This window comes from Leptolyngbya sp. GB1-A1 (genome assembly GCF_039962475.1).
Lineage (GTDB): Bacteria > Cyanobacteriota > Cyanobacteriia > Elainellales > Elainellaceae > Leptolyngbya_A.
Window position 1 is genome coordinate 115,065 of the sequence record NZ_JAMPLI010000013.1, and the last position, 13,920, is coordinate 128,984.

9 protein-coding genes and 1 pseudogene are annotated in these 13,920 nt (G+C 49.1%); 2 read left to right on the forward strand and 8 right to left on the reverse strand.

From position 1 onward, the window contains the following. Positions 1 to 16: 16 nt before the first annotated feature. The 7 genes and pseudogenes from NDI45_RS14875 to NDI45_RS14905 all read right to left on the reverse strand — a co-directional run bounded on the left by NDI45_RS14875 (position 17) and on the right by NDI45_RS14905 (position 8,338). A complete protein-coding gene (locus tag NDI45_RS14875) occupies positions 17 to 808 on the reverse strand; it encodes an SDR family oxidoreductase (RefSeq protein WP_348247788.1) in 792 nt (263 codons plus the stop codon). A 13-nt stretch (positions 809 to 821) separates the two neighbouring features. Continuing rightward, entirely contained in the window at positions 822 to 1,472 is a 651-nt protein-coding gene (locus tag NDI45_RS14880; protein WP_348247805.1) for a hypothetical protein, read from the reverse strand. Next, positions 1,449 to 3,314: pseudogene (locus tag NDI45_RS14885) on the reverse strand (TIM-barrel domain-containing protein); the annotation flags it as partial. The pseudogene NDI45_RS14885 and the gene NDI45_RS14880, both read right to left, overlap by 24 nt. Before the next feature lie 173 nt (positions 3,315 to 3,487). Beyond that, positions 3,488 to 3,721, reverse strand: a complete 234-nt coding sequence (locus NDI45_RS14890) for a hypothetical protein (RefSeq protein WP_348247789.1) — start codon at positions 3,719 to 3,721, stop codon at positions 3,488 to 3,490. Positions 3,722 to 3,731: 10 nt separating this feature from the next. After that, complete coding sequence (locus tag NDI45_RS14895; protein ID WP_348247790.1) at positions 3,732 to 4,205, reverse strand: hypothetical protein; 474 nt, start codon at positions 4,203 to 4,205, stop codon at positions 3,732 to 3,734. Positions 4,206 to 4,306: 101 nt separating this feature from the next. Further along, a complete protein-coding gene (locus tag NDI45_RS14900) occupies positions 4,307 to 6,898 on the reverse strand; it encodes an EAL domain-containing protein (protein WP_348247791.1) in 2,592 nt (863 codons plus the stop codon). 663 nt (positions 6,899 to 7,561) lie between these two features. Continuing rightward, positions 7,562 to 8,338 carry an SOS response-associated peptidase gene (locus NDI45_RS14905; protein ID WP_348247792.1) on the reverse strand — a complete coding sequence of 259 codons (777 nt, stop codon included), beginning with the start codon at positions 8,336 to 8,338 and terminating at the stop codon, positions 7,562 to 7,564. 234 nt (positions 8,339 to 8,572) lie between these two features. On the opposite strand from NDI45_RS14905, the gene glpX reads away from it, so the two are divergent. After that, complete coding sequence (gene glpX / locus NDI45_RS14910; RefSeq protein ID WP_348247793.1) at positions 8,573 to 9,610, forward strand: class II fructose-bisphosphatase; 1,038 nt, start codon at positions 8,573 to 8,575, stop codon at positions 9,608 to 9,610. A gap of 770 nt (positions 9,611 to 10,380) precedes the next feature. Then, complete coding sequence (locus tag NDI45_RS14915) at positions 10,381 to 11,670, forward strand: glutamyl-tRNA reductase (protein ID WP_190789839.1); 1,290 nt, start codon at positions 10,381 to 10,383, stop codon at positions 11,668 to 11,670. Positions 11,671 to 12,280: 610 nt separating this feature from the next. Here NDI45_RS14915 and NDI45_RS14920 read toward each other — a convergent pair. Then, positions 12,281 to 13,648, reverse strand: coding sequence for an ABC transporter substrate-binding protein (locus NDI45_RS14920; protein ID WP_242067106.1), 1,368 nt, complete (start codon positions 13,646 to 13,648; stop codon positions 12,281 to 12,283). Positions 13,649 to 13,920 lie beyond the last annotated feature (272 nt).

Consider the following 13,920-nt stretch of genomic DNA (forward strand, 5'->3'; position numbering starts at 1 on the left):
CTCATTTGCCAGATTTTCATTTGCCAGCATTACTTCCCAATACCAGTCCCCAAAAGCGAGAAACGGCTTCTCGTGGTAAGAACCGGGGCAGCGTTGCCAGAATTGGATTGAGCGGATTCCCAGGAATCACGATCGATTCCCGTTTTTCAAATGCTTTCAGGGCATCTCGCACCACCGTTTCAATAGGTGTATCAATTTTTTCTGCTACATTAACCAGGAGCGGTGGAAATCCTGCTTCTTTGAAAAAATGGATGCCAGCAGGTCCGGGACAAACCGCTAAGACGTGTACGCCGTAACTGTGATTTTCTGCCCACAGGGCTTCGCTAAAGCTAAGAAGAAACGCTTTTGTTGCCGCATAAATTGAGAAATAGGGCATAGACTGAAACCCTGCCACCGACGACATATTGATAACACCGCCGGTTCGACGCTGCCGCATTCCGGGCAAAAATCGATGGGTGAGATCCACGATCGTCTCAATATTGAGCTGCACCATTTTTAGCTGCAGCATTCGATCGCTTTCGGCGAAATCTCCATAATCACCAATTCCAGCATTGTTGATCAGCAGATCGATCGGTCGTCCAATCTGCTGCACGGTTTGAAAAATGGTTTCTGTCGCGTTCGGTTCGGTCAAATCCTGAGCAATGATATCGACTTGAATCTGATGCTGATTTTTGAGTGAGTTGGCAAGGTCTTGCAGTTTGTCTTGCGATCGAGCCACCAGCACCAGGTGGGTCTGACGCGCTGCCAATTCTCGCGCAAAGGCTGCGCCAATTCCCGCCGAGGCTCCGGTGATCAAGGCTGTTGTCATTTGCCGACTCCATTCATGGTTCCTGAAAGATTCCATTAAAGCGAACGTGCTGGAAATAAGAATCGCACTCTAGTTCGTTTTCTTGATGAGAAACTGATTCACCGTTGATTTGAACTTCCTGCACTGTCATGCCGTGAACCTGAATCCGCCAGCGATCGTAGGGAAACGGAAACTCGCCTTCACCCTGGCGCACTAGTTCTAAACTATTTTCACTGCGGATCAGGCTGAACCGATCGCACCGGAACTCCCTATAACCATCTCCGGCATCGGTATAAAGAACGCTGTCTGAGGAGCCTGCTGTCGGCGGATAAAGGTGCAGCGTCATTTGCTTTTCCTCCTCCATGGGCAACACCGTTCCCGCCTTCACCAAAACAGGGATTTGCTCTAGCGGGGCGGGTAACATGACGCGAGTTCCTCCCTCGATCGCCCGATCGTCCCAGAAGTGATACCAGCGTCCTTTGGGTAACGTTGCCGATCGCTCCCGTTCGCCCTCCGCGAGTGCCGGACAAATCAGCAGGTTATCGCCCAGCAAAAAGGCATCGTCGATCGCCCACAAATTGGCATCAGTTGAATCAGCCCAGAACAAAGGACGCAGCAGCGGATAGCCTTTCTGGTTCGATTCCCACGACAGTGTATAGAAATAGGGCAGTAGCTTATAGCGCAGCTTCAGAAACTGTCGCAGAATGCCCAGATAGGGTTCGCCGTAAGTCCAGGGGGCGCGATATTCAACGTTGTTGGAGCAGTGCGATCGATAAAACGTGACAAACGTAGCAAGCTGAAACCAGCGCAGATACAGCTCTGCACTCGGATTTCCCTGAAAGCCGCCAATATCAGGACCGGAATAGGGAATGCCGGACAATCCCAGGTTGAGAACCGTAGAAATTGTAATTTTCAAACAGTCCCAGGTGCATTCGATATCGCCCGTCTACGTCCAGGAATAACGCTGAAGCCCTGCCCAGCCTGCCCGTGACACAATAAACGGACGCAGATGAGGACGATAGCTGCCCAGACTTTCGTAGGCTGCTTTTGCCTGAAGATAGCCATACACGTTGTGCGCTTCGCGATGGTCACCGCCTCTACCTTCCATATTGTGCAGCGTGGCTCTGGGCGGAAGCGATCGATCGCCCCAGGCAATAAAAGCAGCGGGTTCATTCATATCGTGCCAGAAGCCTGCCACCCCCACGTCAAGCAAATATTCATATTGACGGCTCCACCACTGCCGCGCTTTCGGATTCGTGAAGTCAGGAAAAACGCACCAGCCGGGCCACACCGGAGCCACGACCAATTCGCCATCCTGTCGCCGACAAAACAGATTCAGCAGTTGCCCTTCTAAAAATAGGTTGCTGTCTCGGCTGTATTTCACGCCCGGATTAAGGATCGTGATAAAGCGCACGCCTTTGTCCAGCAGCGATCGCATAAATTCCTGCGTGTTAGGAAACCGCTCTGGGTCGATCGTGAATGCCCGATAGCCCACCTGCACATCGATATCCATGTGAACGGCACTCAGCGGCAAATCCAGCTCTTCAAATTTCTGGACGGTCTCCATGACAGCGGCTTCGGTGCGGTAGCCCCAGCGCGACTGGTGATAGCCCAATGCCCACTTGGGCGGAATCGGCGATCGTCCAGTGAGTTCGGTGTAGCGTTCGATGTTCTGCGCCGGAGTTCCAGCCGTTAAGTAATAGCGCAATGCACCGCCTTCAAAGGAAATCGTTGCAACATCTTCGTACTGAAAGGTGGCATCAAAGGAGTTTTCGTAGAAGACGAGATAGCAGCCTTCCTGGTGCAAACTCATCTGAAGCGGAATGCAGAGATACATCGGGTCAGATCCTACGCCATACATCCCCGCCGCATCGTAGTTCCACATTCGGTAGGAAGGCGGTTCGAGCGTGATATTCTCTTGCTGCGTTCGTTCGTCTTTCTTATTCACAGGCTTGAGCGTACGGAGATTCAGCGGAGCCGATCGCTCTCCCAGTCCATAAATATGCTCTTCTGGACGCAGCTTCACTTGATGGCTCCAGCCTTCGCCCGGATGCTTGGGCGGCATTTCTTCACGCAGCACTCGCCCCGAATTATCAGAGAAGGTAACGCTGCCATCGATCGCCACACTGACTTGCAAACGCTCACTGGTTACCGTCCAGCCTGCTTCGGTTTGTTCGCACCGGGTTGGAACTTCTGCCCAGTCGTGCTGGTGGATGGCGTAGGGAATTGGCAAGAGTCCAGGCTGCCAAGTGAGGCGAACAAAGTCGGGCGTGAGAAAAGAAACTTCTAGCTCTGCCTGTTCAAAATAAAACTGGGCACCGCGATCGTTCGACTCCGCCCGAACCAGCTTTCCCGGTTGCTCAAAGGTGTCAGTGATGGGTGGGAGCGGAATCTGTTGCTCTAACCGATCGCGCGACCTGGAATAAAGGTAGGCTTTGGGCGCGTAAGTGAGATAAAACAGCGAACCAAGGAAGAACTTAAACTTAAGCGATAGCTGCTTGAAATAGGAAGGGTTCGCAAGAGACATGGGCTTATCCGGGTAGTTGAACTGAGCAACAGTCCACAAATACCCAATTTGTACAGATCTCAGTCTTTGTCTGCATCAATCTTGGGAAAGACCTGAATCTCTTAAGAATAGATAAGAAGAATAGATTAGAGCGGGGGCAGTTCGGCGATTCAGCGGAGCTTTTGAACCGCCCTTCAAGAAACCAATACAACGCCTGCCATCATTCCGCCCAGCAGCAGCAACTTCAAACGTAGGCAATGTAAAACTCTGAGATCACCTAGCAGCAGATTGAATCGATGTAGCCCCACTGAAAATATAAAGAGGTAGGCTGGAATAATGGTTTCAACTGCTGCAACCAGTGATGGAATCCCTAGCGCGATCGCCCGCTGGCTGAGCAATAGCGCAACTAGATTTATGAATTCAATCACAAAAAATCAATCACAAACAAAACAGGAATGCTATCCTGTATCCTTGCAAGTGCCTCAAAAAACGCGAAGGAATCAAAAGCGGTAATATGCCGCTGATAATAATACCAACTGTGGCAAGTAGATAACCTACAAAAAAAGAGCTATGACCAAAAATATATTCTTCTAACAATAAAGCTGCTGCTTGTACGCAGCAGGCAAAAATCATCAGATAAAATGATTTCCAGCGGGCTTCAAAATTAGCGTTGGCTAAGCACAAGCTAACGGATGCCGTAATCAAAGTCGCAATGCCCAAATAATGACGAAACTGAAAAACTTTGCCAAACAGCAGAAAACTAGCGATCGGTAAAACGATCGGGGTAATGTTCCAGTAAGCAGCAACAATGCTGGCTTCACTGTAAGAAAGAGCCTCAAAGTAGAAAACCTGGCTAATTTGAATGAGAGCACCTTTCAGCAGAGCAACCGCAACGACTTGGAGCAGCGGCATTTCCCAAACCAGATGAGAGCTAAAGAACGGCAGAAACAGAAAGAGACTCCAGGAAGCCAGAGAGCTGTTGATTATACCTATCCAGGGTTTTGCAGTTAACTTCAACAGCCAAGCTTAAGAAGCTGTGAACAAAACAGTTCCTCTGTTTCTGCGGCAGGCAGGGCAGGAAAAAACAAGTATCCCTGATGAAATTCACAGCCGAGTCGCTGTAATTTTTTAAATTGTTCTTGCGTTTCAACGCCTTCCGCAATCACGTCGATACCCAAGCCTTGCGCGAGAAGGATCACTGTTTTTGTAATTTCAAAACATCCTTCGTCGTGCATCATCTGGCGCACAAAGGAGCGATCGATCTTGAGAATGCTAATCGGCAAATGATGTAGCTGGCTAAGCGATGAATAGCCTGTACCAAAATCATCAATACTAATTTGAATTCCTTCTTTTCGCAGACTCTCTAGCTTAGAGCCAGCAACCTCCATATTATTGATAATTGTGCTTTCAGTAACTTCTAGTTTTAATAGGTTTGGATCAAACTGAGTGTCTCGCAAAATCTGCATAATCTGTTCTAGCAGATCAGGCTGAAGCAGTTGCCTAACCGATAGATTAACGCTTAAAAATAAGGAACAGCTTTCGGGATAGCGAAGTTGCCAGAGCGACATTTGACGGCAGGCTTCCAACAACACCCATTGACCAAGCTGCACAATTAAGCCAGTCTCCTCAGCTACAGGAATAAATTGATTCGGAGAAATCATTCCCCTCGTGGGATGGTGCCATCTGACTAACGCTTCAAAGCCTACAATGGTATGAGATTTTGAAGAGATAATGGGCTGGTAATAAATTTCAAACCGTCCTTTCTCGATCGCGTGTCTCAAATCTGTTTCGAGCTGCAATCGCTCTTTGCTGCGGGTGTGCATCAGAGAATCAAATACTTCATAACGAGCTTTACCTTGAGATTTAGCATGATACATGGCAATATCCGCATCTCTTAGAAAGTCTTCTGGCTTCGCTTGTTGCGTTGTACTTAAAACAATGCCGATGCTGGCACTTGTAAAAACTTCATATCCCTTTAAATTGAAGGGATGAGTCAATACTTTAGAGATTTGTTTTGCAACCCTTGCTACTTCCTCCAAGTCAACAATGTCTCGGAGCAAAATGATAAATTCATCTCCTCCCAATCTGGCTGCCACAGCGCTGTCAGGCAAGCACTCCTGAATTCTGCGACTCACAGCAATCAGTAGTTCATCTCCAATCAGGTGTCCTAAACTGTCGTTAACGAGCTTAAAGCTATCCAGATCAAGGAACAAAATCCCAAATAAAGATTCGGCATTGTGTTGCTGTTTAGCAATTGATTTTTCTAAGTGTTCAATGAATGCTGCTCGATTTATTAAATGGGTCAAGCCATCATGATAGGCAGAATAGTGTAATTCACTAAAAGACTCCTGTAGCTGCTGCGCCATGCTGTTAAATGCATTGGCAAGTAGCCCAACTTCTTGCAGTTTTGATTCAGGAACCTGCTGTTTCCACTTTCCCTCGGATAAGGCTTTAGCCGCACTAATCATTCTTTGAATCGGATAAATTAAGTAATGTGAGGTGGTTAAGCCCATTGCGATCGCAATCGTCAGGGCAAGCAAACATAGTAAAATTGTGGTGTAAGTATTGGCTTGGATTTGCGCTGTAAAATCTGTTTCGGGAACAACAATCACAATGAACCAATCCAGACCAAAATCATCTGTGAACCGGGTAATTTTTACAAATTCTTGCTCTCCAGCAATATTCATGTTAAATAGAGTCGTAGTTTGCAGTGTTGCAAAACTACCAAATCGATTGACTAAATATTTAGCAGTATTTTGAATTAAGGGATCGCGACTCTGGGTTGCCAGCAGTCGTTCTGTTCTTTCCCCTTGCTTAACAACCAACGGTTCGTTTGCGGAGCTTGCAACCAAGAAACCATTGCGTTCAAGAATAAATGCCTTGCCGTTTTGTCCAATATTGAGATTGTGCAGGAAATTGCTCAGCGTTGTAAGGCGTAAGTCTACGCTTAAAACTCCCAAAAGCTTTCCTGTGGCGTTATAAATTGGACGACCCGCTGAGATAGATAGCGTTCCAGAGCCATCATTCCCCTGATAAACCTGGCTCCAAATTGGCTTATTGGCTTGAACAATATCGCGGTAGCCTGCTTCTAGACGATGATCCCAATTTTTAATCGTTTGAACAATACGGTTACGGTTTCCCTGTTGATCGGTCGTATAGGAATACAAATGATTGCCAGTGGGCATCTTTGAAACTTCATCAATCACTCGGCCTTTCTGATTTACATAACCAGCACCAATGTATTCTCCATTTGCTGCTCCGAAAGCAACATAATCCACACCCGAAATTTGAACTTGATGCCAGAAGTAATGTCCAGTGTCTTCAAAGTTATTGAGATTGAGAAGGTTTGATTGGACAGCACTACGATTGAGAGCAGCAATTTCGTGGGGAGTTTTGAGGTAATTACTTGCCTGCTGGATGATTCGATCGTCGATTTCAGTCATGAGCTGATTTGCCAGATCGTTAACGGCGAGCTTGCCATTACGGAACGAGAGCCACCCTGTCAGCCCTACGGCAATGGAGATTTGCAGGACAAAGGGTACGACTAAGATTAAACGAAGTGGTACACGTATCCTGGATCTCTGTCGTTTTGCAGCAGTTGCCATAATCTCTCAATGTGCAGCCTAATTGGGCTTAGAGTTCCCATGTTTACTGCTTAAGTGACATTAGATGAAGTCTATTCAAACAGATCAAAGTTGCACTGCTTACAGGAGGTTGCTTAAATGCCAGCGGTGCTGCTGTTAGATTTACCGTTGGGATAGCAGTTGGATCATTCATTCCAGAGTGAATGCTAGTTTTACACGATCGATCTAAACTAAGGCAACAGTTGCTTTGCCCAAATTTCCGGCTGGCAAATTTCGTTCAAAATCAACGAGCTGTACTGATTGTCGTTCTTAAAAATCAGGGTTAAATGCTTCTTCGCTAAACCTTGAGCTAAACGTACTCATCTTTATTATTAATTTTTCTTGTTTTAATTCCACCAAATTTATTCTGGTTTGTAAAACTGAAAGCGTATATTAGTTTTATAGCCTACTATCAATAATCTACTTTATAATATTTTTTTGTAATATTAGTTTTCTGTCTTAATATCTATAATTAACTAGCAAATTAAAACTTGAGCTGCTGCAATTTAATCTTTTATAATTATTCAATTAACTTTTGATTGACCTGCAAAGTTTCGATCGCCTTTATGAATTAGGCTTGAATCGCATTTCTGTCAATGTAGGTCGTTAATAGGATTTGCTAATAGAACTTCCTAATGAAATTTGCTAATGGAGCTGGACGATATCGTTTGCCTTTGCTGAATCTACCTCGCTGTCTGTTTCTTCGAGTGAAATTGGCTCGATACACTGTAGGGTATCGTTTTGAGGACGGTTGACCTTTGTGCTGACAGGATAGCGGATAAAGGTTTTATCTTCGTCTGGATATAAAAGATGTTGCAGGCGATCGCCCTCCTGAACTTGCGGATCGAGCCATTGCTCATAGTCTTCGGGCTGGAGGATGACGGGCATCCGATGGTGGATCGATCGCAGCAGGTGATTCGCCTCTGTCGTGACGATCGTGCAGGATTCAATTTCGCCGTCTGCGCTTTCCCAATGTTCCCACAGTCCCGCAAAGGCAAAGGGCTGATGACCATCGCGGCAAAAGTAATAGGGCTGTTTTTTGCGTTCTACCTGCTGCCACTCATAAAAGCCATCTGCAGGAATCAAACAGCGACGGCGGCGAAAGGCAGCCCGAAAAGATGGTTTCTCGGTGAGCGTTTCTGCTCTAGCATTAATCAGGCGAAATCCAATGGTGGGATCCTTTGACCAGGAGGGAATCAGTCCCCAGTGAAGCAAGTCAAGCTGGGGGGCTTGTCCGATCGCCCGAACTACAGGAACTGCCTGCGTCGGTGCAATGTTGTAGCGAAACGGCATTGATGGCACATCGTCCAGATCAAAAGCTTCGGCAAGGCGATCGGCGGCTTGAGCCAGGGTGTAGCGTCCACACATTATTTTCTGCCCCTCTTTTTCTTCCACGCCTCGATCGGGCGGATTGCGCGTCAAGTTTTCCTTTTACTTTGAGTTCTAGCGCATGTGCAATCAAAAAGGCTGTACAGCAAGGCTGAATAGTTTAGCCTAACACCCCTATCTCCCCATCCCCTCACCCCTCATCCACCCCTCCATTCTTTTCCTCTCTAGCCACGTGATCCCCACTCTGATAGACTTTTAAGCTAAGGCAGATTATGCCTTTTTGAGGCAAATTTGTGAGCCACATCAGCAGTCGGGAGGGTTTATCCGGTGGAAGCTACACTTGGTTTAGAGATCATTGAAGTTGTTGAGCAAGCAGCGATCGCCTCTGCCCGGATGATGGGAAAGGGCGATAAGCACGGAGCCGATCAGGTTGCCGTGGAAGCGATGCGCGAACGCATGAACAGAATCCACATGCGCGGTCGCATTGTGATCGGCGAGGGAGAGCGGGACGATGCGCCCATGCTCTATATCGGTGAAGAAGTGGGCATTTGCACCCGTGAAGACGCGAAAACCTACTGCAATCCAGACGAGCTGATTGAAATCGACATTGCCGTTGACCCCTGCGAAGGCACAAACCTTTGCGCTTATGGGCAGCCCGGTTCGATGGCAGTGCTGGCAATTTCGGAGAAGGGTGGACTGTTTGCAGCCCCCGACTTTTATATGAATAAGCTGGCAGCTCCGCCTGTGGCAAAAGGCAAAGTAGACATTCGCAAATCGCCCACTGAAAACCTGAAGATCCTGGCAGAATGTCTCGATCGTGCCATTGATGAACTGGTGGTCGTGGTGATGAAGCGCGATCGTCACAATGACCTGATTCGGGAAATCCGGGAAGCGGGGGCAAGAGTGCGGCTAATCAGCGACGGTGACGTCTCGGCGGCGATCTCCTGCGCTTTCTCTGGAACAAACACCCACGCGCTGATGGGCATCGGGGCAGCTCCCGAAGGCGTTATCTCGGCGGCAGCGATGCGCTGCTTGGGCGGACACTTCCAGGGACAGCTTATTTATGACCCGGCAGTGGTGAAGACCGGGCTGATCGGCGAAAGCAAAGAGTCAAACATTGCGCGTCTGTCAGAAATGGGCATCACTGACCCCGATCGGATCTACGAAGCCGAGGAACTCGCATCGGGTCAGACGGTTCTGTTTGCGGCAAGCGGCATTACCCCTGGAACCCTGATGGATGGGGTGCGATTCTTCCACGGTGGCGCAAGAACGCATAGCCTGGTGATTTCTAACCAGTCGAAGACGGCCCGGTTTGTGGATACAGTTCACTTGTTTGATGCTCCAAAGTCGCTGCAACTGCGATAGAGGATAATTTCGCGAGTCATCCACAATCTGTTAAAAACAGTCTGAAAACAGTCTGAAAACAGTCTGAAAACTGTTTGATAAGGGGGCGAAGCGATCGTCCCTTTTTTTAATGGTTTTTGTGCTACCCCGTACACCCCGCTCGATTCATGTTCAAATTGCTCCAGCTTGGCTCCCTAACCTCCCAGCTTTTGAGAAAGTGAAGCCTGCCCCGATGCGTAGAGTCTCCGATTTAGGGAAAACTGGCGTTGCTAAATCGAAGTATGAAGACACAGCTTGAGACCCTGTATCGCCCCATAAATCCCCCAATGCTGGGGGACTTTGAGGATCAGTTTCCTCCAAAATTGGGGGGGCTAGGGGGGCTAGTCATACTCCAATTCAGCAACGCCGGAGAATTTAGGAGGCTGCAACACTTGGAACGCTCCCAAGAATGGTTGTGGGTAAGCAGTAGGAGCTGGTAGAAGCTGAGTGGGTTATAGGGTTTTCGTGGGCTGCGGCAGATTTTGTTTGATCGCTCTCTCCAGCCTCATTCACAAAAATTTACCCCATTCTCCCGATTTTCAGACGGCGCATCCTCTAACTCGTTACACTCAATTGGTAGACTTTTTTAAGTTGATAATTGGGCATTTCGCTCACTTATTCATGACAGCTTACGCAAACAATTGTGACATCTAGATTGATTTTGAGCCGCTTAGATGGTTTTCCGAGATGAAATTTTGTCCCGGAATCTTTATCCATTTAGCTAGCATAAAAAAAGAGCCTTGGGAGGAAGAATGAACATTGTTGTTGTGGGTCTGAGTCATCGAACTGCGCCAGTCGAGGTGCGCGAAAAGCTAAGCATTCCAACGCCTCAAATGGAGGCAGCCATTGCCCATCTTCGCAGCTTTCCCCATATTGAGGAAGCGACCATTCTCAGCACCTGTAACCGCCTGGAGGTTTATGTCGTTACCAGCGAAACCGAGCAGGGTGTGCGAGAAGTCATGCAGTTTCTCTCAGAACACGGCAAAATCCCGGTGTCGCAGTTGCGTCCCTATCTGTTTATCCTGCTGCACGACGATGCGGTAATGCACCTGATGCGAGTGTCGGCGGGGCTAGACAGTCTGGTGCTGGGCGAGGGGCAAATCTTAGCTCAGGTTAAGCATACGCAAAAAACTGGGCAGCAGTATAACGGAATCGGGCGGATTCTCAACCGTTTGTTTAATCAAGCAATTACGGCTGGAAAGCGAGTGCGGACGGAAACCAGCATTGGCACCGGAGCTGTTTCGATTAGTTCCGCGGCGGTGGAGCTGGCACAAATCAAAGTGCAGCACCTCCCCACCTGTCGCGTTGCCGTTTTGGGAGCCGGAAAGATGTCGCGTCTAGTGGTGCAGCATTTGCTCTCAAAGGGCGCAACCCAGATTTCGATCGTTAACCGCTCGCTCGACTCTGCTAAAGAACTGGCGCAGCAGTTCAAAGAAGCTAGTATTCGCCTGCATTTGCTGGATGAAATGATGCAGGTGCTTGCGAACTCTGATCTGGTTTTCACGGCGACTGCAGCCACCGAACCGCTGATCGATCGCGCCAAGCTGGAAGCCACCCTTGATCCTCTCCGTGGCCTGAAGCTCTTCGATATTTCGGTGCCGCGCAACGTTGATGCTGATGTCAACGATCTGGCACATGTGCAGGTGTTTAACGTGGATGACCTGAAAGCCGTGGTTGCTCAGAACCAGGAAAGCCGCCGCCAGATGGCACTGGAAGCCGAGAACATTCTTGATGAAGAAGTGGCTGCGTTTGACCTGTGGTGGCGATCGCTCGAAACGGTGGCAACGATCAGCGAGCTGCGCGATAAAGTTGAAGCCATCCGCGCTCAGGAACTCGAAAAAGCCCTGTCTCGCTTAGGCTCTGAGTTTGCCGAAAAGCATCAAGAAGTAATCGAGGCATTGACGCGCGGCATCGTCAACAAGATTTTGCACGACCCGATGGTGCAGCTCCGGGCACAGCAGGACATCGACGCCCGACGACGGGCAATGCAAACGCTGCGATCGCTGTTTAACCTGGAGGAGCCTGCTTCTAACAAGGCGTAGCGGCAAGGCGATCGACGCACCGTACAAAAACAGTACAAAAACAACAAAAGACAACAGTACAAAAACTAATACTGTTGTAGAAGAATTTCCAGGGGCTGTAAGGGCGGTTTGCGGATCGTCCCTACAGCTTTTTTAGTTTTCATATTTTTTAGTTTTTATATTCAGTGCGCCCAAGCTAAGCCGCATAGGGGCTGGCTAGCAAGAATCGCTTAGGCTCACGCGTCAGCACCCGCTTTGGCATATTGCTGCCCGACAGCAGCCGCACTGTTGCATCCGGCCAAGGACAGGGCATATCAAAGGATTTGATCAGATCGATCCCATACTGCTTGGGCAGCCTTCCGCTTCAGCCCATTCTGGGAAAAACTCGCCTCTTGATGGGTTTCCAAAATCAGATTCTCCCAGATGCTCCTGTCGGGAATCAGTCCGGTTGTGTGGCGATCTTTGGGAATCCGGGCAGCGCCCCTGCAAAAACCCCCTCATTCCCTGGAACAAGAGAATAAGGGGAAGTCTTTAAAAACATCAGAATCAGACAGTATCAGGATATTGAGCTGAGCCAGGCGGAGAATTTGCGCCTCGCTCCGATTCCGATTAAAAGCCGTGAGGCGATCGGCTACGAGTCGCTGCCGGCCACTTCGATCTTGGACTGCACCTGAAGCTTGCCGTCATCGGCGATCGTCCAGACATCGTAGCTGCCGACTACATCACCTTCGGGGTTAAAGTCAACCGTGCCGCTGGCTCCTTCGTAATTGATCGGTTTGCCTTCCCGCAGCAGCGCGAGTCCCTGACAGACATCCGTGACTTTTTCACCGTCGCCGCTCGTCACTGCACGAATTTGATCTTTAATGGCAGCTCCCGTCGTCGCTTTTGCGGCTTCGGCTGCCAGCGCGATCACAGCAGCAGCGTCCCAGGAGTTGGGATCGTAAACGTTCGGCGCACGGTTAAATTTATTTTGATATGCGTCGCTGAACTGATCGATCGCCGGACCACCTGCGCTGGGAGCAGTTCCCAATCCGCCCGATACAATGAACTTGTCATCTGCTGTTTTGCCGGACAGTTCAGCAAGTTTATCGGTCTTCATGCCGTCCGACATCAGGATTTTGGTGTTACCGTCGAGCAGTCCTTGCTCTTGGGCTTGCTTTAGAATGATGCTGCCCGTTTCAGGATAGGCAACCATGACGATCGCATCCGGATTGCCGTTGAACGCTGCCCGCAGTTCTGAGTCAAACGTAGTCGCGTCGGGAGCGTACTTCGTTGGACTGGATTCGTTCGTTACCGTGCCGCCTAGCTCTTTGAATGCAGGAATAAAGGAATCGATCAGACCGTTGCCGTAATCGTTGTTAATCGCCAGGACTGCAACTTCCTTTGCGCCCTGCTGCTGTGCCAATTGCGCCAGAGCATCTCCCTGAAAGGTATCGGGCGGCGCGGTACGGAACCAAAAGCCGTTGAATTCACCTTTCTTGGCACGATCGGTAAAAGTGGGGCTGGTGCTGGAAGGCGAAATTTGCACCACCTGGTTTCGCACAGCAATATCGACTGCCGCACTCGAAACCGCGCTGCCTGCCGCGCCGACTACACCTGCCACCTTATCGACTTCTGCCAGCTTGGTCATGCCTGCCGCCCCTGCTGCGGGATCAGTCTGGTCATCTTCAGAAACAATTTGCACAGGCTTACCCAACACGCCACCACATGCGTTTACCGTCTCGCCCAGCAAATTTACGCTGTCCTGCATGGTTGTGCCATACTGCGCCAAATCACCTGTGATGGGCAGCAGCGTTCCAATCTTGAGTTGCCCTTCTACGCTGGCTCCGGCAGTAGTTGCTGCGCTCGGGCTGGAACCCGCTTCAGGAGACTGGCTAGTATTTTGCGGCACAGAGCCACAAGCCGTTATCGACAGCATCAGAGCCGCCGCACCGCCACCTCCGAGCCGTTTTAATAAATTCGATCGATTGAATTTAGAGGGCTTATTCAAACGCTTCATAAGATTTTTCAAGCAAAAAGAGGATCAACGTGATAAACGATCGTAGCGAAAACCTGGAGAATCGGGGCTGAAGGCGGAAAGGAAGTAAGAAATTGTTGAACTGCGCGATTCAGGATGACAGCGAATTTCCCAGACGAATTTCTCAGACGAATTCCCCAAAATAGAGGGGCGTAGGGCAGTTCTGAAAACAAGTTCGAGACACAAGCACGACGCTTCAAATCTTGGGGTGGGGCAATCGCTTCAACCTGGGCTTGCAGAATAAACTTTAACTT